This window comes from Nostoc sp. NMS7 (genome assembly GCF_017115085.1).
In the GTDB taxonomy this organism is placed as follows: domain Bacteria; phylum Cyanobacteriota; class Cyanobacteriia; order Cyanobacteriales; family Nostocaceae; genus Nostoc.
On record NZ_JABXKJ010000081.1, the window covers coordinates 1 to 21,966 of the forward strand.

Genomic DNA, 21,966 nt, shown 5'->3' on the forward strand with positions numbered 1-21,966 from the left:
CCTGGTGGGATGTCCACAATCCGGGTTTTATGCTTACCTTTGGTGGTAGACTTGCGAAAAGTGATAGCACCAGATTTGATATCAGTCGTCTGGAGTGCTAACGCTTCTGATACGCGACAACCAGTGAAAAGGCAAATTCCAAACAAAGCGCGATCGCGTGGGGTAAGAAATCCCTCGCTGAATAATCGCCTCAGTTCGTCTTGGCTTAGTATTTTGCCTTGTCCGTTGCCGCTAACCTTCATTTTTTCTATTGATAATGGGATTACATGTTATCTGACAAACGTGTAATTCATGACCCAAACTATTGTAACTCCGTTGGCGTCACGATGGCGATCGCACTTCATCAGTTTCAACTTATCAATCGCAATCGCTACAACCCGCATGATAGCGTTGGCTGATTAAACCTGCTTATGGTTGCAGCGTGATGACCACTTGCAGGTATAATCTGCCCAATTAATCAACCTATAGGAAGCAGCATTACCAGATTGTTTCACCGAACCTCAGTATAAAAATAGGCAAATGTACTGAAGCGATTAACTGTTGTGAAAAGGGATGATCGAGAAAAGCCCCTAATAAAGTTTATGTCTCAAAGAAAACTTTTATCTAAGATTAAGTTTAATCCTTTCTATATTGCTTTAATCGTTATTGCTTTGTTTAATTCATCTGTCAGAGCAGAGCTTCCAGAACCGAAAAATCTTGTTTATATTGGTATTTTACAACCTAAAACTACAAGCGAAACAAAAAACTATGTTGAAATCTCTAGTATTCAAAAACGAGGAAAACAAAAGTTTTTTACACGGTGGGCTTTTTGGAAATATCTTCAAGACACAACTTATACAACTAAAATTCTAAGCTCTGCTAATTGTGTAGATTGGGAAGTTACAGAGATCCACTTTGCTGCTATAGATCAAAAAGGAAATCCTACCTTTCAATGGTCTGAAAAGAGAACAACTCTAGGCACTCCAGGCTCATTAGAAGACAAAACATTACAAGTTGTTTGTAAAAATTAAACCATGATAAAAATACTGATTAAGGTCACTATAGCATCTACTTTGTTTTCCTTGTCATTGCCTACTACAGCGTTGGCGCAGATGAGCGAACCTTTATGCTATATCACTACAAGTAGTGGAGCTAGTTTTAATTTAACTAGTATGTGTGAGGGTAAGCAGTCTAGTCAGTTACAAAGTACCGCTCAATCAGATTTGTATTTACAAAATGTTACTACACATTTTAAAGAAGATGATTCTGAATTTAAAAGAGTCATTTCTGGCAGTGTAATAAATAACAGCCTTAATACACATTTTACTGCGAAGTTAGAATATCAAACTTACAAAATGGTTGAACGGCGATTAATTAAAGACAAGAGTGATTCAGAATCACTTGCAACTGGTCACGGTATCACATCAGGCGAATCCGTTGATTTTAATTTTGAAATTCCTGCTAGTTCTGATGTAATTGTATTAAAGGTTCAATCTGATAAATTTAGAGGAGAGCCTATTTGTTTTGCTGATACTTCAGAGAAAGAAGATTTTTGTAAAGAATTGACTAGCCAAATTAGAAGATTTTAACCTTTACTTAGATGCCTAAGCCAGGAGGGTGACTTCCTAGCTTAGTTCCTCAAGCTCTGCGATCGCCTTTGGCACTTCTTCCCTGCACAGGGCGTTGCGTCCCATAGGAGGCTGTTGACACTCTCCTGGCTCGTATCCATCCTGTGCAGTTATTCTTGCATTCTTTTATAGGAAAATCTGCATATCTAATGCAATCTCTAACTGTTACTGGGTAAGGCTTAACGGGGTATCAGGCATTGGCGAAAATCCGCACAGAACTCAACCAGCTATCAATCAGGGCAAAACCAGTCCAATAATCCTACTGTGCAAGGGTTACAGTCAATTGGGCTGTGCAAGAGGGGGAGAAGTGCGATCGCTTAGTGGTGCGGTCAAGTTGCGGGTGAGATGGTTAACTTTTACTCCAAGAATGGAATTGTGACTGTGACCACGGAGCAAGGCAACCGAGATGCGATCTTGTGCGAAGCATTTGTGATTGGGTGATTACAAAATTGCTTTTTAATTGTGCTGCGGGATAAGTTGAATCCAACTCTAACAAGTCCTGCTTTTTTAGTAGTAATTCTTGTTGAAGTTAAGCGCGATCGCTTCCTGGTGTATCCTTTTTAAGAGAAACTAACCCTTGCTCTATTGCTGCTGTTTCAATAGCCTCTCTGAGCCATGCAGAACGCTCCGGCATAGCGCGAATGATAGCGTCTATATCACGGTCTATTTTGCAACACAGTGGAGTTTCAGCCAGCGCAACCTCTCTAAGAGGCTTAATAGGCTGCAAATTATCTAGCTTATTACGCTTTTTCATAAGAATACTGGTGAATGAATACAGGTTTGAATATACCCTATTCTCTAATTTATATCATTGGTTGTAGCTGAAAGCCTTACAAACCAATGCTTTCATCAGTATACCTATGACAGATTCAATTTAACTCAGAGTGAATGAATACACATTTGAATACAATATTTTCTTGTGTATCCTTAAACCCTTTGCTAGCAAGGCTTTTTACCTTTTTAAGTGTTCATAAGGTATATGGACGTTTAAAAAGATGACCCAACTTAATAACATAAAATACTATCATAGGTATACTTATGAACGATAAAAGTCAAACTATTGTATAATAGTAATAGCGGGTAGCTCTATAAAGCTAAATTAACTGCCTTTTGAATACACAGTTGAATACAAAAAATTTTTATGTCTGTCAGAAAAACCTCTAAGGGGCAAGCTAGTATTACTTGCAACAATGGATATTTGCGTATTTCTTTGCCTAGAACTTTGAATGAAGGCAGCCAGAAATATATACCGTTAGCCCTAAAAAATACTCCAGATAATCGCGCTAAAGCACAGTTGAAGCTTAAATTAGTTCAGAGAGATATTGACTATGATGAATTTGACAATACATTTGCAAAGTATTCTCCTAACCCTTCAAAAGCCTTAGTCAAGCAAGAGTCTACTGTCAAAGATTTAATAGATAGTTTTGAAGAAAAATATTTTTTCAAAATAGTAGAAAATAGACAAACTGTAAAAACCTTTAAAGTACATATATATTGGCTTAAAAGGTCTTTTTCTGATTGTTACAATTTACTTTTAAGTGCAGAAATTATTACTCAAGCAATTAAAAAGACTAGCGCGGGTTCAAATAACAGAGTTAGATTGACAAACACACTCTCTATTTTTTGCAAGCATTTTAAGTTTGAATACGATTTCACAGGATTGGCAGATGGGTATAAACCTAAAGATAGAGATTTGCCAGAAGATGACGCTATTGAATGTGCCTATAAATTAATACAAAATACTAAATCTACCAAAAATGAAAAAATTATAAAAAGAGCAGAATCGTGGGGCTGGGTATTAATGATACTAGCTACTTATGGGTTAAGACCGCACGAACTTTTTGCTATCAATTACGAGAAATCCTTTAAAGAACCTTACTATGTAATAGAACTTGATGGAACTTTAACAGGTGGAACTAAGACTGGTGATAGAAAAATATATCCTATTCCTCTTGAATGGGTAAAAAAGTATCAGCTATATGATGTTAGAAATCAAGTTTTACTTAATTATCCAAACGAAATTACAAGATTTACTTGTCTTCTAGCTGGGAGAATTAGAGATAAGAAAAATCATTTCAAGGAGAATGAAGACTTAGCGCAATGTTTAAATTTTCAGGCTTATGATTTGCGTCATAGATACGCGATAAGAGCGCATGAACTTGGAAACCCTGTCGAGGCAACGTCCCGGTGGATGGGACACTCTGTAACAATGCACGTTGGTAAATACCATAAGTATTTAAAAGATGATACAGATAGAAAAGTATTTGAAGCAGCATTACATCGTTCTGAAGAATTAGAGAGATTTAATAATGACCGCCCTAGCTATGAAGACTTAGAAGCCAAGTTAAAACTAGCTCAAGAGAAAATTAAACTGCTTGAGGATGAGATAATTATCCTCAAGTTACCCATGTACAAACAGGGTTAAAATATTTCTTGTGAAACGTGCATTTGCATAATTATGGGCTGCACAATACTAGGTATCAAATAAGCTGTTAAGCCTTCCTGTGTAAACATCATAGGAAGGCTTAACAGTGAGGAGTTAATTGCTTGTTGTTTTACAGTTAAATTTGTAAAACAAAATATTTTTAAAGATTTAATAAAAATATCTAATAACTCGCTTTCTGTGTTTCTTATTGCTGTACGATGTAAAACAAATTTAACTGTTTAACAATGAATGCTGGATCACTCCAAGGGCTAGTACAAATCTGTGGTCGTGAGATTGATAACAAAGGGGCTGAATCAAATCATCAAATTAATTGCAGTCAGTGTGCAGAGTGGCTGTTTTACAACGATAAAGTGAGATTTGATAAATTGCTAGCAAAAGCAGTAGTTTCAAAAAAGTTCATTGTAAGAGCCATAGTTAAGGTTGCTATTGCAAAAGGCTTAGATTTGTCTAGGCTTCAAGATATTCCTCAGAAAATAAACATTCAATACATTCCTGATCGTGCAAATATTAAGTATATTTTTCAGACTGAAAACGTTCAATCTGTTGCTCAAAAAACAGACATTGCTTCAGAGATAGTTCGCTCTTGCAAAGCTTACCAACTATCTAGTGTTTTGATAGAACTTCCTGTGACGGCTGGGGTTTATATAGTCGCTATTCATAGCGAAAAGTGTATAAATTTTGCATATATTGGTTCTTCAAAATCAATCAGAGATAGATTCAAAACCCATCATTTGAAAGAACAGTTTCACACATTAGTTAAAGCTGGGGTTGAGGTCTATGTGTACTGCCTGTTATTCCCACTACAAGAGTCTGAGCCTGCAATGAGGCAAACAGAAGATTTTCTAATTAAGGAATTAAAGCCAAAGTTAAACAGCAAAATTCCTAAGTAAGATATACTTGTAAAACAAGTTTAACAGTAAAACGATGACTCAATATATAGGGTTCAGATGTCCTGATGATTTAGCTGAAATTCTCCAAGAGAGAAAAACTTTGACAGGAAAAGATACTACGACTTTCATAATTGAAGCTCTTAACTTTTGGTTGAAAAATAAGCCTATAGAGAAAATCAAAATATCTGACGAACACATACAAGAATTGATTGATAGCAAGACCCAGTACCTTGCCAATGCAATGAACGAGGTAAAAGACAACCTAGAAGGCGAAATAGAGTCACTGAAGACGCGATTAGCCCAGCAAGAGATAAAACTGGGGGAGTATTGAAGGAGAGGATTAAAACCTCTCCTGCCACTCAACAGAAAACGCGATCGCCCATCGCGGAGCTACCCCAAACCAACAACTCAGAAAGCGCGATCGCATCCAAACCCACTCAGCAAGATGTAGTTTTTCCCCAGGCAGGTAAATTAACAACGGGAGAGATGAAAAATAAAGTTAGTAGCATTGCTAGGACGATAAAAACGAAAGGACTCAAAGTTAGCGAAACTATTATTAGAGAGAAAATTTTGGAGCTTTACCCAAACTCTGAGGATTGGATATCTGATGATGCAAGACTAGATGTAATCCGAGCCGTTGAGAAGGCGATGCGATAAACAAAAAGCCTGTCAGAAAATCCTAACGGGCTTTTTATTTATTTATCTTTCTTAGGTGCGATCGCACCTGATCACTCATCAAACTTTATAGGCTTACCGTTGAAGTGACTGTAAATAATTTCCGGTCTAAGCCACCCAGGTAAACTAATTTTATGTTCTTCCAATTCATTACCATCATTATCCACTAGCCCTTCAAGTATGCCTTTAAACAAGGGCTTTCCTTGTGGCGTAGTCTTCAAGTTTAATCTGTAGGTTTGAGTCTTTATCGGTTCACTCATCCCGGTGCAGCCTCCTAAACAATCCTGAGTTAAGTTGTGGCTAATCAATATGCAATGCTCATTTCTCTTCCGTGGGGTAGCGATAACGAACGGGACTACATTCTGTGCATTATCAAACTTTCCTTTAGCATTGGTCAATTCGTCCCAAATAGAAACAATAGGCTTATCTTTTAATGTCCGAATTTTTGACCTATCTATTGCAGCAATAAACCCTTCATCATACGATTCCCAGTCAATCCCTTGTCCATAAATACTAGGCTCTAATGGAACTAAAAACTTCCATGAATCATTTTTATTTTGGTCAAAATCAATATCACAAATTGACTCAACCTTAGCATCAATCAAATAATGCTTCAGGAGGGCAATAGCGGCGGCTGTGTAACTCTTGTAGCTGCCAGCCTTACCATGAATAATAATTGCAGTGAATGATTCAACTAGATACCATAACCACCCATCCTCATGATTCTCTAGCGCATAGATTAAACTATTTTTCAGTTGCTCATTTGCTGGTACTTGGTCAGCTACTTTAGTATCAACAAACTTATTCAGCTTCTCTAATTTCTTTATCGCTTCGGCTGCTACCAGTTGATTCTCAGCAATATTTTTGTCAATCTGGCTATCGTTGAAATCGAATTGTTTGACCGTGGAAGTATGACTTCTGTCTTGAATTTCTGCTTGTTTGCTTAATCTATCCTGCACAGCATCTATTGACATCTGTCCAGTCTTGACCCGTTGTGTGTCCCACGATTGATTGATAGCAGTAGATTTAAAGTCTCTCTCGTTCTTGGCTGATACAGTTGTTAATTTAAAATAGCTTTTTAAGTCTTCTAGCTGTTGAAATTTCTCGTCATAGTCTATCTGGCACTTATTAGCCCACGACAAATAAGCACTGCCAGCCAACACAGGAGCCAATAAAAGCCAAACACCTCCAGAATTATCACCTTTAAACTCTTGAATAGAAAAAGTTTGTTTCGATAATGGGATGGCTGCTTTATATTGTTCACTCTCCCATACTTCCTTTAATAATCTACGGCGATATCTGCAATATTTTAGGTCTAATTTAGCTTGTGATTTTTGGGCATAAGAAAAATTCTTATTAGCTGTCTGGGGACAAAATTTTACCGTTACTTGGTCAAAACTAAACTCATTAATTTGACCCAAGTAAAAAGCTGATGCTAGTGAACCAACTACACCCAAGGCGGCTATACTAGGTAAAATCTTTTTCATGAGTTCAACTTTTACCTTTTACGACATAAACAACCACTGCAACTGCTGAAGCTCCAATCACAAAACCTTTTATTGCTTCTTCTTTTTGTTTGTTGGAGTAGCTATTAAACTCTTCAATTGCATTATTTAGAGTGTTATAAGTTGTTTTTGAGTCATGTAGCATCCCTATAAAATTTCCGACAGAACTCCAAGCAACAAAGCCGCTTGCTAGTAGTCCAAACATAAATTTAAATATTTTATCCATCCCTGTTAATTCCCACTGTCCCTCTTTTCTATTTAAATTAAAAGCATCCAAACAATCACGATTTACAATTTGATTTACCAATAATGCAATTGAAATTGCAAGGCTGATACCACTAGAACCAAGATTTAAAACAAGCCATTTACATAATGAATAGCTGCTAACTCCCCAAAAGAAAGTTTCTAAACCTCGCAAGATAGAATTATTTTTAGCAATTTTATTTTCAATTAGTTTCTTATGTTCAACAATGGCTTCTATCTGGTCAGGTGTAAAACTATCATCTTGTTCAACTGGGTAATTATTTTTTACTTCTTCTGCTGATTCATCCAGAAATTGTTGCATAATAAAAGCCTGATTCATTTTTATCCCCCTACTGACATAGGGGGATTTTTTTAGTTAGCTAAAGAAGTCTCGTATCCCATCCCACATCTTTCTCAGGGGATTTGTAACGTAATTTTTGCGAGGAATTAGGCTCAAATCTTTCTGACTACCGTGTTCTAGAATATGCTGAATTTTCTTACTTTCATAGTCTTCATCAGCCTTTAACTGTGCAATAAACGGCTTGTTAGATATACCCTCTTGCTGCACTTGAGCATCAATTATCTTCATTTGAGAATCAACCCAGGCTTGCAGTTTAATCACATCCATTTGGTCTTGATGTCTAATGTCTTCAGCCTCTAAAGAAACAAATAACTTCTCTTTGTACTCCTCAAGTAAGTTATTAAATTTTGTGTTTTCTAGCGTTACTTCTGAGGCTGCTTTGTTAATTGCTAATGCCCCTTTGCTGCCTTCCTTGTACAGTTCAGCCAAGGCTTGATTGTATTGTGTGTTCCCTTGAATATAGGTCTTTAGATGCTCTTTAATTGTGGGCATAGCTAATACTAATCTTTCTCCTAACTTGCCCATATCAGCTATGTGAGTGAGCGATTTTTCGTCACCTAGCGCGGCTTTGACTATCAGTTGATTAGAAATACCAAACTTTTGATTAGTGGCACGGCTAATATTTTTACCGTAGCCGCTAACGTGGTCTTTAATGTATCTAGCTTTTACCATTTAACATTTCTCCAAGGGGGTAGTTAGTGGGCAGTATTCAATCAATTTTTTCTCTTTTAAACGCTGCTCTACTTTTGATGGTAGGTAGTAGTATTGCAGTGCTTGGATTATCCCGTTTGATGCGATAAGCAGGGATAATAATATGATTACTCCGGCGAGGATTTGGGATATATCGTTAGGGCGAGGGGACTGCAAGCCTTGATAAGATGCTTTTGATTTGGCTTTTGTTTCGTGTAGCTACCGCTTCCATCTCACTGCCTAACTTTATTAATCTGTTAGATAAATGCTGTGAATTATCACTAAATTTTTGCTCTGCATAATCAACCACAGCATCCAAAGCACTATCAATCTTTTTAGTATTCTGGCTAGTTTTGTGATTGATATAAGCAACTAATGCTGATTGGATGCCATCAAGTAATTCATCTAAACTCTGAGTACATTGCTCGATACTGTCGGCAATCAAATTTATCTCAGTATCGCTCAACGTTATGCCTAGCTCTTGAGATTTCTGTACTGTCAATGCTCGTTTATCGGCATCTGAATAATCATTTTCATCAAGTGCGATCGCACTTTCGTTAGTGTCCTCTTCCAGAGGTGCGATCGTTTGCATCCCATCGTTCTCTATTTCTTCCTGGGTAATGGTTTCAGGCTCTTGGTGGTGGGTTAGAGTTGGTAGCATTTCTTCAATTATTTGTAACTTTGTTGACTGCTGAGTAATTAAATAATCCACCCCTTCTAATATTTGTTCACTATTCGCATTTTCTATATCAATTACTCCAAGATAGTTTGCTGCATTCAAAATTTCATCTTTGGTTGACTTATAACCCTGCTTATTGAGTCTTGTTTTTATATTGGAATAAAAGTTAGGCATATTTTGATTCCTCCTATCTAACAGTAAGTAAATTGAGAGTAATTACGGCTTTGTCTACTAGTTTTAACTCACGAGATTTTATGCACTTAATAGCTTGAAAAGCTACTAAAGCTAAGTCTGATGTCTTATACCGTTTATTGGCTTTATAGGGTATTCCAGCATTCGCAAACCAGTTGTATCTTGATGTTCTCGATACTTTCGTTAAGTCAATCTGTTGGGATAAATCCTCTAGAAATTCAGCGCAAGTTAGCCAGTTGTCTTGTTTGTAGTAATGCTGAAATAATTGCCAGCATTCGGAAAATGTTTCTGAGTTAATTCTAAAATTTCGATGTGTACGCTTTAAATCTGCAATCGTTTTTATAACAACCTCAGCATTTTTATTAGACACATCAAAATCAAGAAATTGTCGAAGTTGAGACGTTAGCCGATACCAACTAATATCTGATATCACCTTGCCGTAATGCTGGCAGTACAGGTTTTTTAGCCTTCTGAATCTTTGGCAATATGCTTTACTCGCCATTTCTCAGTATTGGTTATCTCCGTTAGCTTGAATAATTTATGCACACATTTTAACACAAATACCATAAATTGTGTTTACTATGGTTGAAAACTCAATATAATGAGTGCATAGCCGTACCATTGAGGTGAATAAATGTTCATTTTCGAGATGCCCAAGAAAAAACCCTTAGCAAGCACTAAGTCAGTACGGCTGTTGCAGGAAATATCAGATGCTATAGATGCCTATGCAGAGCAAGAGTTAGTTAGTGCAAACGCAGCTATCAACAGACTCTTGAGAGATGCCCTTGTCCAAAAAGGATTTTTAACAGAGGGAGACAAGCTTACTGGTGAAAAATAGCACATTACAAGCTAATCAAGTTTCTTGATAAGTCGAGATAGCTTGAATCCAGTTTTCTGATATGTTCATTCTTATTGATTTTTCAAGAAATCAATTAAACGGAAATCGTATACATCTAAGTATTAGAAGCTAGAACCCTAGTAGAAACAGGAGGTAACGCGGATGCAGGTAGGTGGACGGCTAATTTTGAATAGAGATAAATGAGGGTTCCCCAGGTGCGATCGCTACTCCAAATTTTATGGCGATCGTTTTTCAGTAGGTCAAAACACTTTCAAAAAGCAAATTGATTACACCACAAAATAAGAAGAAAGACAAAAAACCTACTCTGTCGCTGTAATACAGCAAAACAGATAAGCAAAAGATTTTTATATTTTTGCTTCTCAAAATGTTAGTCTAGTTTTCAGTTAATGGCAATCTTGTATACAAAAAAAAGATTGCTCCCCCAACAGCCTTTACGAGAGGCGTATGAAAAGAAGCAACAACCAAATAATTTAAATTTTTTTCTGATTCGATTTTAGCACGAGATAAGGCACGTAGTAAAGGTTCGTTGCTCTAAAAATTCATATTCCCCTCGCATAGGCTGCACCTCTAACCAAAAGGAAAAATGCAGCCATGACAGATTTACAAACCATTCCAAGCTTTGAAAAATTCGACATTCGCAACTTCCTTGACCGACTAGAACCCGCCAAAGAGAAGGACAAGTACATCTGCCCAGCTTGCGGAGGCCACAACCTATCCATTGTTCAAGAGACTGGGAAATATAGCTGCTTTAACGAGTGCCCCTGCAAAGATATCAGAGAGGCAATTAAACCTTGGGCTGAAGTGGTGGCAGAGCGTCAAGGGACTAATTACACTCCCTCTCCAAACAGAAAACCAGTCGCACCTAAGGCGGTCAAGCCCCAACCAACCCCAATACCAGACAACTCAAATTTGGTAATGCTGACTCAGCCCCCAACAGATATTCCCCAACCCCATCAATTAACGAGTAAGCCACCCGACAAAGTTCCTGGTAGCGCCACTGAAATAATTTATCGTTACTCAGAGTCTCAATGGGTGACTCGTTACCAATGGGAAGATGTAAGCACTGAGAAAGGTTACAGCAAGACTTTTAGGCAATGGCACAGGCGGGAAGATGGCACACCCCAAATGAGAAAAGGAGATAAACCTTGGGGGGCATATCGTATTGATGAAGCGATCGCTGCTGCTAAATCTGTGACAGGAACCCCGGCATTACTCCAGCATGAAGGTGAGGGATGCGTAGAGATTGGCAGAGCGCATGGGCTTGCTGGGTTCACATTCCAAGGCAGTGGATGGGACAGAAAGACTATTATCCCAGGATATCAACGTGCCAAGGAAGAAGGCATAGGATTAATCGTTTTTCTACACGATGCCGATGACACTGGGTTAAAGAAACTCCAGACCTGCCAGGACTGCGCCGCCGAGGTGGGAATTGCTCTGATCGGAATCAACCCTCATGACATCTGCCCCGGTTTACCATATAAATCAAGTGACATCAAAGAAATCTTGGGGCAGATGGAAGTACCAGAGTTTATCCGCAGATTAGAGGAGCAGATCCACGCAGCAGTAGCCGAACGGCAAGAAATAGAAGCTAGTGTGTCCAGTGTCCAAGGCGATGAGACTGTAGGGACGAACTTCACCCAGCAAGCTTTTCACGCTTTGTACACAGATAAGCACTGGATTACTATCGATGATGAACTCTATTTTCACACTGGAAGCTACTATAAATTATCTCTGGATTCCAAAGAAAAGAAACGCATCACTGATTTCTGTGATTCTTACTCAATTGAAGATGCAAATGGTAAGAAGACATATCCCTATGCAACACCAAGTTGGGTTGCAAAGGTACTTGAATGGGCGAAACTACGAACAGGAATTGACCCAGAATTAGTTAACCCTCCCGGAACAAACTGCACTAATGGAGTCCTAAGAATTCTTTGGGATAAAAAAGATTTTACTGTTGAACTAAAACCACATACACCAGAGGATTATTATACTTACAAACCATTGGTTGAGTATAACCCTGACGCAGATGATACCTATTGTGAGCAATTATTATCATGTTTAGATAAGCCACAACAAGAGATATTTATAAGGATTGTAGCTGCCTCTCTTGACCTAGAAACTGTCAGAAAATTTAAGGGTAGGCAGGTAAGAGCATTATTGGCAGTGGGGCTGGGTTCTAACGGTAAAGATGCTTTGCGTAGATGTTTGTCGGTTATTTATGGGGAAGAGAAAGCCTTTACATCTGTTCCCCTGACTGACTTCCAGCTATACGACGAAGGTCGAAAATTTAATTTACATCCATTAATGGGCAGTCGCGTTAATTGGGCTTCAGAGAATGCCCAAACTTGTAGACTTGATAGAATTCAAAGTTTAAAACTTTTCGTCACTGGCGACAAACTACACTACGAACGCAAGGGGAAAGACCATACAGAATTTACCCCTAATGGAATAGGTATTTTCAACTTAAACGAAACCCCAGCTATTCAAGGCGTACTAAAAGCAATTGAGGATAGAATTGCCGTCTTAGAGTTCAGAAAAACTTTCACAGAGAATCCTAATCCTAATAGCCCAAACGAGTTAAAGGCTGATTCCCGCTTTGTTTACGACTTGGATTTTATTAAAGCTAATGTAGCCCCAGCATTTCTGAACAGAATGATAAAAGGGCTGAAGGATTTAATGGAACAAGGCATCGATTATAGCTGCACTTCTGACGCTTTTCGCAATCTTCAAAAAGAAAATAATCATCTCTTTGAGTTCATTGAATCTACAAACATAGGGTACGTAGAGGGTGGAGAAATAGCGGTAAACGCTTTATGGGCAAGGCTGGAACAATGGTATCTCCAAAACGGCACATTAACTATGGACTCTGACGGCAACAAGAGAAGTTGGATAGACCAAGCCCGACCCAGTGATAAAAACGTTAAGGGAGCGAACCAAGTTGCTCCAAGGTTCCTGCAACTTTTCCCCAAGGCAATCAAAGGTACTAGGTACTGCAACATTGCCAAAAAGGACATCCCCATACTCAAGGGGGTTGGGATTCTCGATTTTACCCGACCCAGTTTAGTCGAAACCCGACCCAGTTACGACCCAGTTGCCGACCCAGAAACCCAGCTACAGCAAGCATCCCGACCCACCCGACCCAGTTTTTCTAACTTTCAAGAAAGTCCCGTTGAAAAGGAAGAAATGAAAATTGAATTGCCTTCTCTCCCAGTGCAAAAGGAGGAGTACCCCCCCATAACTGGGTCGGGTGGGTCGGAAGTCTTACCCAGCAATGATTCCTGCCCCGGTGAGTGGGTCGTAACTGGGTCGGATGACCTAGAAAGTGGGTCGGGTGAATTGCCCAGCGAGAATGATAACTCATACTCACTGTTGCAGATTGAGAAAGACGGCGGGGACATCGCAGGCTTTATTGGTTGTCAAGTTGAGGTGCGATCGCTCAGTGGGAATGTCAAGTTTGCGGGTGAAATGGTTAACTGTGACTCTAAAAATGGAATTGTGAGTGTGATGACCCAACAGGGCAACCGAGATGCACTCCTTTACGAGGCGTTTGTGATTGGGTGATTACAAAAAACTGGATAAGTTAACCGATGCCAACGGGGGGTGCGAAATTGCATTCTAATCATCTCCGCAGGTGCGATCGCTTGCATCCGGGTTAGGTCATCTAACCCTACAAGATGCAAGCGATCGCACCTGCGGGTACGCTAAATTCACTACATCTAACCAGATGACAACGGCATGAGTGATCTGTCTCTCACTTGACTTAATTTATTATTGGATCTAAGCTGTATATAGGCACAGCCTGGGGGTGGTCTTTGACCGCCGCAACACACCGCGAAAAGCGGTTTTGTTGTTTTTATAGTTTTTGATTATTTAGTAACAGTAATATTTAACTCCTATTTCTCCTATCTCTTCAGGGTTAATAATGCAATCTACAATTAAATTACTAGTTTTAAAAGCATGATATGCACGATTAGTTGGGTGTAATTTTACATCTGCGATTGGGTGTAAGCAGTAATCTGCTATCTGCATAACTGGATTAGCCTTCTTTTTTCCTTCAATCCCAGAAAGGATTTTAGATAAACCCTCGGCAGTGCAAGGATTATATCTTTGGGATGTGCTTTGATTGAAAGGTAGTCCATTTGAACGAATTTCCTTAAAAAAACTTTTTAGTTTTCTATCTTCTACCTTTCCTGCTTCTTCGTAGTAAACCATTAGCTTTGCTTCTTGTTTTTGCGCGTATTTAACAGACCTTTCTATCAAAATATAAAAACTACTTTTCATCATTTCCCAAGTATTTAGTCCATACATTTCTTGGTAACGGCTAATGTAGCCATTCCGAGAAACAACACAGGCATGAATAACAATAGGACAACTAGCAATTACACTATGAAGGTCACTATAAAAATCATTGAACCGTTCGGGAGAAAGGCTTTTCAAAAAGCGAAACTTATTCACTTTTGAACGCATCTCCGTACTATGTAAAGGGGTATCTAAATTTATTTCCCATCTGGTTTTAAATCCATTTAAGGAGGATTCGATAATACTTTCGTCTCCACGTTTTATAATTACACCCCCCATAGCAAAAAATAGTGCCTGGTCATGCGGTGACGGTTTTTGACTTCCAGATTCGTCTAAATATAAAGCAAACTGTTGCATATTATTTAAAATTATCAGTAAAAACTAGCTAGCAAAACACCCAACACTGAAAGAAAACAAGCATTATGGCAAATTTAGATGAGGTTTAAGCTTAGTTAAAACTTTTTGTAATGGATCAGTGTTCAAATAGTTGTAGGCTGTGGATCACAGGGTCTACAGTCTGGCAATGGAAATAAATCAGCATGGACGCGATCGCTACGCCCGTCGCAGGCATCGCACTTTTTAGGAATTCTCTAGACAAAGAAAGTTAACATTTGCACCAACGCACTCTCTCACCCCCTGCAAATCATTTTTCTGATTTTCTGGTTTTTTGGTTTTCTGGCTCTCCAAACTTTTGAGTTAGCGCCTCAACGATAACTGAGGTTACAGTAATCCCTTTCTCTTTGGCTTTAGACATCCAGTAGCGACGTTGGGATATAGGGACTTTGACGCAGAGATTAACCATCTGTTCAAGCTCTGGCTCTTGTGATGGGAAACCAGATGTCTGGTCTTCTGTATTTATGGCTTTCTGGTTTTCTGGTTCTGTTTCTCTGGCTTTTTTAATCAAATCACCGTACTTGCTCATTTTAAAATCTCCATAACTTCTTTACCAAGTGCGAGGTAATCCGCCCAAGCCGTTTTTAAACGCGAGTCCTCAACATCCCGAATGGGAACACCAGCCATTGCTGCTTTCTCAAAGCCGACAGTACGCCGGATCATTGCCTGAAATACGGGGATGCCTCCATTCAACAAATCCTGACGCAGTGTTTCACCTTCCTTGCTGGGATAGGGAGGAACAATAGTAAGCAAGCAGCGATAGTTTGTCTCACCCAAATCTTTCACCATCAAAAGCATTGGCTCAAGGCTTACGATGTCTGGCTTTGTAGGCAAGATTAGAAGGTCACAGCCTTTGGCTAATTCCTTTAGATCATCGGAGTCAGGTCTTGCTGGGGTGTCGATGACCACAAATTGAGCATCGGCAATTACCTTTAAGGCTTGGCGTTCGTCCACCGCAGGAAAGGGGAATGACCCGCGTTTTGACCAAGCTAGGGCGGTACGGTTCTGGTCGCCATCTACAAGAACTGTTTTACCTAGTTCACTAAAGAAGGTTGCAAGATGCACTGCTGTAGTGCTTTTCCCCACCCCTCCCTTGTAGCCAGTGATAGTTATGATTTTCTTTTGACTTGGCATAAATCTGGTAAACCATAAAGGAGGTTATTTGGTTTTCTGGTTTTTTGGTTTAGTGTACATTATACTTACAAATTCAAACCGCCGTCACCTATATCAGTGATGCACTCCCATTTGATGGTTTGGTTAATCCAAATAGCTTTAGCAGAAGAATTAAATTAACATTCAAGACTTCTGCAACTTCCGTAACACTACTCCTAAAAGCATAATGTGCCTGTTTTTGTTTGATTTTAATTTTTTGTTGTCATGTGGGAACAATAAGGCAACTCTGTCACCCATAACTGTATATGGTAAGAACTAACACCGACCTAAACTTATGTTGACCAGACAACGTTGGCATTTTTACTGCTGCCAATTTAGCTAGTGACAGACCATTCTGAGGTTAATCTAGCAATGTCCAATGACTCTACACTTAGCAATTAAAATCTAGAAAACTGAGGGGATAAGTACAATGGCATTTAATCTAATTAAATGTTGGAACATTAATTCATCAGTCTTGGAGGTTGATGCGATTATCAAAAAGGAACACGATATGAATCTTGTCAAGAAAAGTATTTTGAAAAACGGATATAGAGCATTTTTCTTAAATACTAGAGAAGAAGTAGAAACATCTAGTTGGTATCACCACTACTTACAAGGAGACAAAATCAAATTCTATATAGATGGAAGTGGTGTTTATAAACTTGCTAATATTGACTTAACAGAACAGGAACTCTACTTTGAGAAATCTAATTTACCTAGTGGGTATAAACCCTGGATATTCTCTAGTTGGCAAAGTGATTATAATCCATCTAGAGGTCATATAAATCAAGCTCTATCTGAGGCTATCACCTCTATTAATAGCAGCCGTAAACCTAGAAGACCATTAGAGCTAGTGGAGTCAATCCGCCCAGAGGACGGAGCAAAGGATATTGTAAGTGCTATCAAACAGAATATTGATAAAAGTTTAATTGCAGTTTTTGATATTACAAATGTCGCTAAGGTATTGAATATTAATGAAGAAGAACCAACTGTGGAAAAGTATTACCCTAACGCTAATGTAGTTTTTGAAGTTAGCTATGCTTTGCAAAGAAAAAGTGAAAATCAAATCATTCTTGTTAAACGAAAGCGAGACGATATAAATAACGACTTAGTTCCTTTTGATTTTCAGCAACATAGACATGTCCCATATAAGCAAGTTAAAGACCTTAAGCGAGAGCTAACAAATATTATCTCAAATACGCTTGAAAAAATGGGTTCTATTGTCTAAATATAAAAATAATCTTGACTCATCTTCAAATCCTATAAAGCGCAAGTAGCATGAAACCTTTTTTAAGGTTGTCGGGAATACTAATTTGCATGGGTGATATGGATGATAATGGTTACAGAAACGCCTCCGCAAATAGTAATAAAATAGAATCCTTTTTTGCTACTAATGCCCCGTGTTATTTTTTTGTGGCACGTTACCTAAAATCCAATCACAGAAACAGCTTTCCTTTTTATGATTTACAACAAAAAGGTGAAATACGTTGACTACAACTAAATTAGTTTCAGCAGCAGGTGTTGATTATCGGGAGTTGGATAGACTCTTAGCAGTAGAAAACTGGAAAGTAGCAGATGAAGAAACATTTCAAATGATGCTGAAAGCATCAAGAAGGGAAAAAAATGGTTGGCTAGATATTAACGCTATTAACAAGTTCCCTTGTGAAGACCTTCGCATTATTGACCAATTGTGGGTAAAACACAGTAATAATTGCTTTGGTTTCTCTGTCCAGAAGCGCATTTATCAAAATTTAGGAGGAACTAAAGAGTACGACAAAAAAAAATGGCAGGCTTTTTGCGAACAAGTCGGTTGGCGGAAAGCAGGGAAACTTGTGTATTACAGTGATATTACTTTTGATGTAAAAGCACCAGTAGGTCATCTTCCATTGTGGGGTAGTAGTTGTGGTTTGGGAACCACTGGTGGTGGATGGTTTGTTGGGGTGGGTTGGGCATATACTACTGATGCTCTAGATGGTGGAGTGGGGGTTTCTTCTCTGGTGTCGAAACTTATAGAATGTAATATATAAAGCTTGAACGTTAATTGCCCATCCAGTAGCGATCGCACTTTTACAGGTTAATCTCGGACTAAATGCTTTACAGCCGCAAGAACCACTTCGCTACGCCGCTTATTCGCAACGAGTTCTTAATCCCTGGTTTTAAAACAACTATGACATTAGCTCGTAGTGAGCTAAACTGTTAGACCTTCCTTTAGGTTTGGGAACACTATGAATAAGTGTATTGAATTGCTGTAAGCAGTTTAATAAATCTTTGTACTATCAATATGGATTAGGGTAATGATTAAAATTGATTTTAAACACTGGAAATACCAATTTTCAGAAGAAGATTTACAGCATGGCAGCCCTAATAAAAAACGGGTAGCTAAGGATATGTTACGTGCAGCCCTGCAAAATGCTACTCTTTTTCAAGAAGATACTATAAACTTTACTGAAGACCAAATTATATGTGCTAACGAAGCATTTCCAGAGGCAGCACTTGCAGATCCTCTAGCAGATATGAAAATTTGGAGCGAGTGGCTCAGTGGTGTAAGAATTTTTCCTTATCCTGGTGAATACAGTAGATTATCTATAACCAAACAGTTTTCTAAAAAACCTAGCAATTCAAGTACCGGTGTCATTGGAGAGATTATTGCAGGAATCTTTGGACAGGCTCTTATTTCACCAGAAGTTTTAGTCAGAGTAATTGACGCATGGCCTGATTTTATTTTTTATCCTATAGATAACCGTTATTCATTTTTAGAAGCTAAAGCATTTACCCAACCATTAAAAATTACTGATAAAAACAAGCTAGGTATTCCTATAGGTGAACTGGGTGACGGATTAATTGATGCAGTTCAGCACCTAAACTTCGACCCTTTTGTAAAAATGTGGTATTCATTTACTACTATTCAACAGATTGAACCAATAGCTTACTTTAATACCCAATTTCTAGAACTTGATGTGGTTCAGACCAGACGTGATGGCCGACAGCCTACTGTCCCAAATCAAGTTATTGATGGATTGGCGGAAAGAGCTATTCAAAAAGCATTTTTAAATTTAACAAAACGTCAATATCAAAGTTTTTTTAGGAAAGATGCCTTTGGAAGAATGGAAGCTCAAAAACAATTGATATTTTTGGCGGAACAGCAGCTTGAATCTGTATTAGTTGATATTGGTATCAATGAGGCTATTAATATAAATAAAGAAAGACAACTGATAGTTCAAAGTATTAATAATCAAGTAGATAGTATTATAATCCCTGAATTTTCGGAAATAGATGAATTTCCATACTTAAAAAGTAAAGAACATGAAAATGATGGTAGTGTATTTGTTCGTAAACTAGGTCTAGCATCTTTATACAAAATAGAATTGTCAATAGATGAACGTATGAAGATACTTCAACAATGGGAGGCTAATTTAAAGCAAGCTAATAACCCTTGGAAGATTACTAATTCCGACAAGAAATTTTGGCGGTGTGGTAGTATTGCTTTTGCTTTACATTATTTAAATGTGAATAAAAATCAGTAAGTATTAAGAATAGAGATGAATGCTGACGAGTCAATTTGAAAGTCATTTTTACTTAAGCGCATAAACGCGGATATTTACCCCATCGCTAATTCAGTGCTACCTCCTCCTGTGTGAATCTGGTACAGAAATATTCAAAAGTCCAAAGCAGAGATCGCGTTTTGCTTCTGCTTCTCAGTTACACCCAAATAACGCTCCAAAGCTGCCAAAGTCCGATGCCCCGATATCTCCTGAATGTGGCGCAACGGTATCCCGGCATCGCTCATCCTGGTTAACGCCGTCCTGCGGAAGCTGTGCGTACTCACCCCCTCAATGCCCAGCCGCAAACAGGTATCTCTAAGAATTTTGTCAGCACTGACCTTGTGGATATGTCCCAACCCATGCCGACCGGGAAACAAGAACTCCTTGCGACGGTTGGGGTTGTACTCTTCTAAGGGAGCAACGCGATTTTGTGAGGTGCTAAAACCTGGGACGTATATGGCATCACCGTGCCAAAACGGGAAAATTGTACGCTAAGGCTGAAATCCATGCTATGACTGTGTTTAATGAACGAGAGCGCTAAAATGCGTGCGTAACACACAATACGCAAGTACAAAGTATGAGTAATCGTTTTCAAAAGCCATGCCCTGACCGTATAGATTCTGGTAATGCTGGCAGAACTCTTAGAGACACTAATTCCACTCCACAGCAAAAATCTAAGGCTGGGTTTCTTTTAAACCAATGTAAACAATGTGTGGGGTGTAAAAAATTTTAGAGCAAGTGCCAACCTCTATTTATCACTCTTGACTAGCTAACGCCTTTCCAGATGGTGCAGAGTAGTACCAATACTCTGCACCAATCAACTGAGGGGAAACAGCCGCTCACGGGTACTGTAGAAAATGAGGGGCTAAGATGCTTGCTGGGTAAAGCTTTCAGCCTTAGCGTAAATTTTCCCGTTTTGGCACGGTGATGCCATAGACAACGATTACTTGACAAAAACCCAAGCGTTGGGTTTATAATAAAAATACGCGCTTTAATTCAAAGGCGTTCTCTTCTGAGAGATTAATTGTAAATAATTGGAGTTTACTTATGGACGTTATAAATCTTTATACTCTATTAAAAACACAAATCTATGGCTCAAGTTTTGGCAGATCCACAAAACAATCTATATGTTTATATTTATTCTGATGACCATACACCTGCTCACGTACACATTTTTGTGGGGCGCAAAAAAAGCAGAAGTTCAAAAAATATTAAGATAAATATTGGAAATAATGAAACGCCTCCAAAAGTCCTGTTAGCTCATCCAAGCATAAGGAATGATGATATTAAAAAAGCTTGGTACTTAGTAGCTAAAAACCAAGTAATGCTGTTAAATGAGTGGAAAAATATACACGAAAAACAGAAAGTATCTAAAAAAACAAACCAAAATATACTTGAATAGCTAACCGAAAAAATAATGGCAGTCTAAACTAGACTGCCCAAATATAAATTCTTGTTAAATTAAGAAACTAAAAAGAAATTAAGCTGTGTTTTTTAGAAAGAATAATGCAAAGTTATGGCAACTAGAGACTGGACAAAAGAAGTATCTGATGAACTACTAGACAATCAAATTAAGCAAGCAAAAGCGAACTGGATTCAAGCAGATCAAAAAGAACCTCGTGCTGAATTTGTAGAATACAGTCGTCGTCAAAAATTGCTTATTATTAAACTTACGAATGGCGCAGAATTCCGCTTTCCTCCTGCACTTATAGAAGGTTTAGCTGAAGCTTCACCAGATCATCTTGCAGATGTACATCTATCTGGAAGTGGCGATAGTATTCATTGGGAAGGGTTAGATGTTGATTTCAGCATTCCTGGACTTGTCTCTGGCATTCTAGGTACAAAATCATGGATGTCTGAGTTAGGTAGACAAGGTGGAAAAAAATCTTCCTCTGCCAAGTTAGCAGCAGCTAAGGAGAATGGAAAAAAAGGTGGCCGTCCTAGAAAGGATGTCGTATCCGTTTAGTATTTTTTAAATTTCTTAGTCAATAATTAATTTTTTTAATTTTCACTTTGCTCTCAGTACGATAAAAACACAACGAAAGTTGTGTTTATGGGGCAGAATCTAAAACCCAATCACCGAAACAGCCTTTCGCTTCTGCTCTGGCGTAACCTCCAGATAACGCTGCAACGTCCCCAGGTCACTGTGTCCAGAGATTTCCTGAATGGTTCTCAAAGGTATCCCGGCGCTGGACATCTGCGTGAGGGCAGTTCGCCTAAACGAATGGGTGCTGACTCCCTCAACTCCAATGCGCTTGCAAGCATCCCGTAGAATCTTGTCTGCCATGAATCGGGTCAGACGCTCAGTTACACCGCGCATACCAGGGAACATTGCCCCCGGCTTTAGTTGGTATTCGCCCAGCATTGCGGCTAGCCCTGGTGGGATGTCCACAATCCGGGTTTTATGCTTACCTTTGGTGGTAGACTTGC

Annotated in this window: 27 protein-coding genes; 14 read left to right on the plus strand and 13 right to left on the minus strand. The window is 38.7% G+C overall.

Translation table 11 applies throughout. The annotated features are described in order from the left end of the window. Positions 1-242: site-specific integrase (locus HWQ38_RS08005; protein WP_292792059.1), on the minus strand; the 242-nt coding region annotated here is incomplete at its 3' end. 24 nt (positions 243-266) lie between these two features. Between HWQ38_RS08005 and HWQ38_RS08010 the strand changes: the two genes are divergently transcribed. From HWQ38_RS08010 to HWQ38_RS08020, 3 genes are all read left to right on the plus strand, one after another. Beyond that, entirely contained in the window at positions 267-398 is a 132-nt protein-coding gene (locus HWQ38_RS08010) for a hypothetical protein (RefSeq protein ID WP_292792061.1), read from the plus strand. A 183-nt stretch (positions 399-581) separates the two neighbouring features. Continuing rightward, complete coding sequence (locus HWQ38_RS08015) at positions 582-1,010, plus strand: hypothetical protein (RefSeq protein ID WP_292792063.1); 429 nt, start codon at positions 582-584, stop codon at positions 1,008-1,010. A 3-nt stretch (positions 1,011-1,013) separates the two neighbouring features. After that, on the plus strand, positions 1,014-1,568 hold the full coding sequence (locus HWQ38_RS08020; protein WP_292792065.1) for a hypothetical protein: 555 nt from the start codon (positions 1,014-1,016) through the stop codon (positions 1,566-1,568). A gap of 568 nt (positions 1,569-2,136) precedes the next feature. On the opposite strand, the gene HWQ38_RS08025 is transcribed toward HWQ38_RS08020, so the two are convergent. Continuing rightward, the gene (locus HWQ38_RS08025; protein WP_292792067.1) at positions 2,137-2,361 is read right to left on the minus strand and encodes a hypothetical protein; all 225 of its coding nucleotides are present in this window, start codon (positions 2,359-2,361) and stop codon (positions 2,137-2,139) included. 387 nt (positions 2,362-2,748) lie between these two features. Here HWQ38_RS08025 and HWQ38_RS08030 point away from each other — a divergent pair, with 387 nt between their 5' ends. From HWQ38_RS08030 to HWQ38_RS08045, 4 genes are all read left to right on the plus strand, one after another. Continuing rightward, positions 2,749-4,032 (plus strand): hypothetical protein, encoded by a 1,284-nt coding sequence (locus HWQ38_RS08030; protein ID WP_292792068.1) that lies wholly within the window; start codon positions 2,749-2,751, stop codon positions 4,030-4,032. A 245-nt stretch (positions 4,033-4,277) separates the two neighbouring features. Continuing rightward, on the plus strand, positions 4,278-4,943 hold the full coding sequence (locus HWQ38_RS08035) for a GIY-YIG nuclease family protein (protein WP_292792070.1): 666 nt from the start codon (positions 4,278-4,280) through the stop codon (positions 4,941-4,943). A gap of 34 nt (positions 4,944-4,977) precedes the next feature. Beyond that, positions 4,978-5,274 carry a hypothetical protein gene (locus HWQ38_RS08040; RefSeq protein WP_292792071.1) on the plus strand — a complete coding sequence of 99 codons (297 nt, stop codon included), beginning with the start codon at positions 4,978-4,980 and terminating at the stop codon, positions 5,272-5,274. Further along, entirely contained in the window at positions 5,271-5,600 is a 330-nt protein-coding gene (locus HWQ38_RS08045) for a hypothetical protein (protein ID WP_292792072.1), read from the plus strand. Before HWQ38_RS08040 ends, HWQ38_RS08045 begins: the two co-directional genes overlap by 4 nt. Before the next feature lie 71 nt (positions 5,601-5,671). On the opposite strand, the gene HWQ38_RS08050 is transcribed toward HWQ38_RS08045, so the two are convergent. The 5 genes from HWQ38_RS08050 to HWQ38_RS08070 form a co-directional block, all read right to left on the minus strand. Continuing rightward, positions 5,672-7,105 (minus strand): hypothetical protein, encoded by a 1,434-nt coding sequence (locus HWQ38_RS08050; RefSeq protein WP_292792073.1) that lies wholly within the window; start codon positions 7,103-7,105, stop codon positions 5,672-5,674. Between the two features lie 4 nt (positions 7,106-7,109). After that, on the minus strand, positions 7,110-7,706 hold the full coding sequence (locus tag HWQ38_RS08055) for a hypothetical protein (RefSeq protein ID WP_292792075.1): 597 nt from the start codon (positions 7,704-7,706) through the stop codon (positions 7,110-7,112). A 36-nt stretch (positions 7,707-7,742) separates the two neighbouring features. Then, positions 7,743-8,399 (minus strand): hypothetical protein, encoded by a 657-nt coding sequence (locus HWQ38_RS08060; RefSeq protein WP_292792076.1) that lies wholly within the window; start codon positions 8,397-8,399, stop codon positions 7,743-7,745. Between the two features lie 175 nt (positions 8,400-8,574). Further along, entirely contained in the window at positions 8,575-9,270 is a 696-nt protein-coding gene (locus HWQ38_RS08065; protein ID WP_292792078.1) for a hypothetical protein, read from the minus strand. A gap of 13 nt (positions 9,271-9,283) precedes the next feature. Then, the gene (locus HWQ38_RS08070; RefSeq protein ID WP_292792080.1) at positions 9,284-9,790 is read right to left on the minus strand and encodes a hypothetical protein; all 507 of its coding nucleotides are present in this window, start codon (positions 9,788-9,790) and stop codon (positions 9,284-9,286) included. A 132-nt stretch (positions 9,791-9,922) separates the two neighbouring features. On the opposite strand from HWQ38_RS08070, the gene HWQ38_RS08075 reads away from it, so the two are divergent. Beyond that, positions 9,923-10,126: a hypothetical protein gene (locus HWQ38_RS08075; protein ID WP_292792082.1), complete on the plus strand. Its 204-nt coding sequence runs from the start codon at positions 9,923-9,925 to the stop codon at positions 10,124-10,126. Between the two features lie 612 nt (positions 10,127-10,738). After that, complete coding sequence (locus tag HWQ38_RS08080; RefSeq protein WP_292792084.1) at positions 10,739-13,711, plus strand: DUF5906 domain-containing protein; 2,973 nt, start codon at positions 10,739-10,741, stop codon at positions 13,709-13,711. A gap of 309 nt (positions 13,712-14,020) precedes the next feature. Here HWQ38_RS08080 and HWQ38_RS08085 read toward each other — a convergent pair whose 3' ends face one another. The 4 genes from HWQ38_RS08085 to HWQ38_RS08100 all read right to left on the minus strand — a co-directional run bounded on the left by HWQ38_RS08085 (position 14,021) and on the right by HWQ38_RS08100 (position 15,976). Next, on the minus strand, positions 14,021-14,806 hold the full coding sequence (locus tag HWQ38_RS08085; protein WP_292792086.1) for a DUF3800 domain-containing protein: 786 nt from the start codon (positions 14,804-14,806) through the stop codon (positions 14,021-14,023). Between the two features lie 115 nt (positions 14,807-14,921). Beyond that, a complete protein-coding gene (locus HWQ38_RS08090) occupies positions 14,922-15,047 on the minus strand; it encodes a hypothetical protein (RefSeq protein ID WP_292792088.1) in 126 nt (41 codons plus the stop codon). Positions 15,048-15,092: 45 nt separating this feature from the next. Then, positions 15,093-15,371 carry a hypothetical protein gene (locus tag HWQ38_RS08095; RefSeq protein WP_292792090.1) on the minus strand — a complete coding sequence of 93 codons (279 nt, stop codon included), beginning with the start codon at positions 15,369-15,371 and terminating at the stop codon, positions 15,093-15,095. Further along, entirely contained in the window at positions 15,368-15,976 is a 609-nt protein-coding gene (locus tag HWQ38_RS08100; protein ID WP_292792092.1) for a ParA family protein, read from the minus strand. The genes HWQ38_RS08095 and HWQ38_RS08100 overlap by 4 nt, the downstream gene beginning before the upstream one ends. Positions 15,977-16,424: 448 nt before the next feature. Between HWQ38_RS08100 and HWQ38_RS08105 the strand changes: the two genes are divergently transcribed. The 3 genes from HWQ38_RS08105 to HWQ38_RS08115 all read left to right on the plus strand — a co-directional run bounded on the left by HWQ38_RS08105 (position 16,425) and on the right by HWQ38_RS08115 (position 19,518). After that, positions 16,425-17,222, plus strand: a complete 798-nt coding sequence (locus tag HWQ38_RS08105) for a hypothetical protein (protein WP_292792094.1) — start codon at positions 16,425-16,427, stop codon at positions 17,220-17,222. Between the two features lie 259 nt (positions 17,223-17,481). Then, the gene (locus HWQ38_RS08110; RefSeq protein ID WP_292792096.1) at positions 17,482-18,021 is read left to right on the plus strand and encodes a GUN4 domain-containing protein; all 540 of its coding nucleotides are present in this window, start codon (positions 17,482-17,484) and stop codon (positions 18,019-18,021) included. 267 nt (positions 18,022-18,288) lie between these two features. Beyond that, complete coding sequence (locus HWQ38_RS08115) at positions 18,289-19,518, plus strand: hypothetical protein (RefSeq protein ID WP_292792098.1); 1,230 nt, start codon at positions 18,289-18,291, stop codon at positions 19,516-19,518. Between the two features lie 131 nt (positions 19,519-19,649). On the opposite strand, the gene HWQ38_RS08120 is transcribed toward HWQ38_RS08115, so the two are convergent. Then, positions 19,650-20,021 (minus strand): tyrosine-type recombinase/integrase, encoded by a 372-nt coding sequence (locus tag HWQ38_RS08120; RefSeq protein WP_366933255.1) that lies wholly within the window; start codon positions 20,019-20,021, stop codon positions 19,650-19,652. Between the two features lie 605 nt (positions 20,022-20,626). On the opposite strand from HWQ38_RS08120, the gene HWQ38_RS08125 reads away from it, so the two are divergent. Both HWQ38_RS08125 and HWQ38_RS08130 read left to right on the plus strand, forming a co-directional pair. Beyond that, positions 20,627-20,938 (plus strand): DUF4160 domain-containing protein, encoded by a 312-nt coding sequence (locus tag HWQ38_RS08125; RefSeq protein ID WP_292792100.1) that lies wholly within the window; start codon positions 20,627-20,629, stop codon positions 20,936-20,938. Positions 20,939-21,052: 114 nt separating this feature from the next. After that, entirely contained in the window at positions 21,053-21,502 is a 450-nt protein-coding gene (locus HWQ38_RS08130; RefSeq protein WP_292792102.1) for a DUF2442 domain-containing protein, read from the plus strand. 99 nt (positions 21,503-21,601) lie between these two features. Here the strand turns inward: HWQ38_RS08130 and HWQ38_RS08135 are convergent. Next, the coding region (locus HWQ38_RS08135) for a tyrosine-type recombinase/integrase (protein ID WP_292792104.1) at positions 21,602-21,966 on the minus strand (365 nt) is incomplete at its 5' end.

Bases quoted from the DNA above. Each gene is read 5' to 3' on its own strand.
- HWQ38_RS08010 (WP_292792061.1), top strand. From the start codon at position 267: ATGTTATCTGACAAACGTGTAATTCATGACCCAAACTATTGTAACTCC.
- HWQ38_RS08015 (WP_292792063.1), top strand. From the start codon at position 582: ATGTCTCAAAGAAAACTTTTATCTAAGATTAAGTTTAATCCTTTCTAT.
- HWQ38_RS08020 (WP_292792065.1), top strand. From the start codon at position 1,014: ATGATAAAAATACTGATTAAGGTCACTATAGCATCTACTTTGTTTTCC.
- HWQ38_RS08025 (WP_292792067.1), bottom strand. From the start codon at position 2,361: ATGAAAAAGCGTAATAAGCTAGATAATTTGCAGCCTATTAAGCCTCTT.
- HWQ38_RS08030 (WP_292792068.1), top strand. From the start codon at position 2,749: ATGTCTGTCAGAAAAACCTCTAAGGGGCAAGCTAGTATTACTTGCAAC.
- HWQ38_RS08035 (WP_292792070.1), top strand. From the start codon at position 4,278: ATGAATGCTGGATCACTCCAAGGGCTAGTACAAATCTGTGGTCGTGAG.
- HWQ38_RS08040 (WP_292792071.1), top strand. From the start codon at position 4,978: ATGACTCAATATATAGGGTTCAGATGTCCTGATGATTTAGCTGAAATT.
- HWQ38_RS08050 (WP_292792073.1), bottom strand. From the start codon at position 7,105: ATGAAAAAGATTTTACCTAGTATAGCCGCCTTGGGTGTAGTTGGTTCA.
- HWQ38_RS08055 (WP_292792075.1), bottom strand. From the start codon at position 7,706: ATGAATCAGGCTTTTATTATGCAACAATTTCTGGATGAATCAGCAGAA.
- HWQ38_RS08060 (WP_292792076.1), bottom strand. From the start codon at position 8,399: ATGGTAAAAGCTAGATACATTAAAGACCACGTTAGCGGCTACGGTAAA.
- HWQ38_RS08065 (WP_292792078.1), bottom strand. From the start codon at position 9,270: ATGCCTAACTTTTATTCCAATATAAAAACAAGACTCAATAAGCAGGGT.
- HWQ38_RS08070 (WP_292792080.1), bottom strand. From the start codon at position 9,790: ATGGCGAGTAAAGCATATTGCCAAAGATTCAGAAGGCTAAAAAACCTG.
- HWQ38_RS08075 (WP_292792082.1), top strand. From the start codon at position 9,923: ATGTTCATTTTCGAGATGCCCAAGAAAAAACCCTTAGCAAGCACTAAG.
- HWQ38_RS08080 (WP_292792084.1), top strand. From the start codon at position 10,739: ATGACAGATTTACAAACCATTCCAAGCTTTGAAAAATTCGACATTCGC.
- HWQ38_RS08085 (WP_292792086.1), bottom strand. From the start codon at position 14,806: ATGCAACAGTTTGCTTTATATTTAGACGAATCTGGAAGTCAAAAACCG.
- HWQ38_RS08095 (WP_292792090.1), bottom strand. From the start codon at position 15,371: ATGAGCAAGTACGGTGATTTGATTAAAAAAGCCAGAGAAACAGAACCA.
- HWQ38_RS08100 (WP_292792092.1), bottom strand. From the start codon at position 15,976: ATGCCAAGTCAAAAGAAAATCATAACTATCACTGGCTACAAGGGAGGG.
- HWQ38_RS08105 (WP_292792094.1), top strand. From the start codon at position 16,425: ATGGCATTTAATCTAATTAAATGTTGGAACATTAATTCATCAGTCTTG.
- HWQ38_RS08115 (WP_292792098.1), top strand. From the start codon at position 18,289: ATGATTAAAATTGATTTTAAACACTGGAAATACCAATTTTCAGAAGAA.
- HWQ38_RS08125 (WP_292792100.1), top strand. From the start codon at position 20,627: ATGGCTCAAGTTTTGGCAGATCCACAAAACAATCTATATGTTTATATT.
- HWQ38_RS08130 (WP_292792102.1), top strand. From the start codon at position 21,053: ATGGCAACTAGAGACTGGACAAAAGAAGTATCTGATGAACTACTAGAC.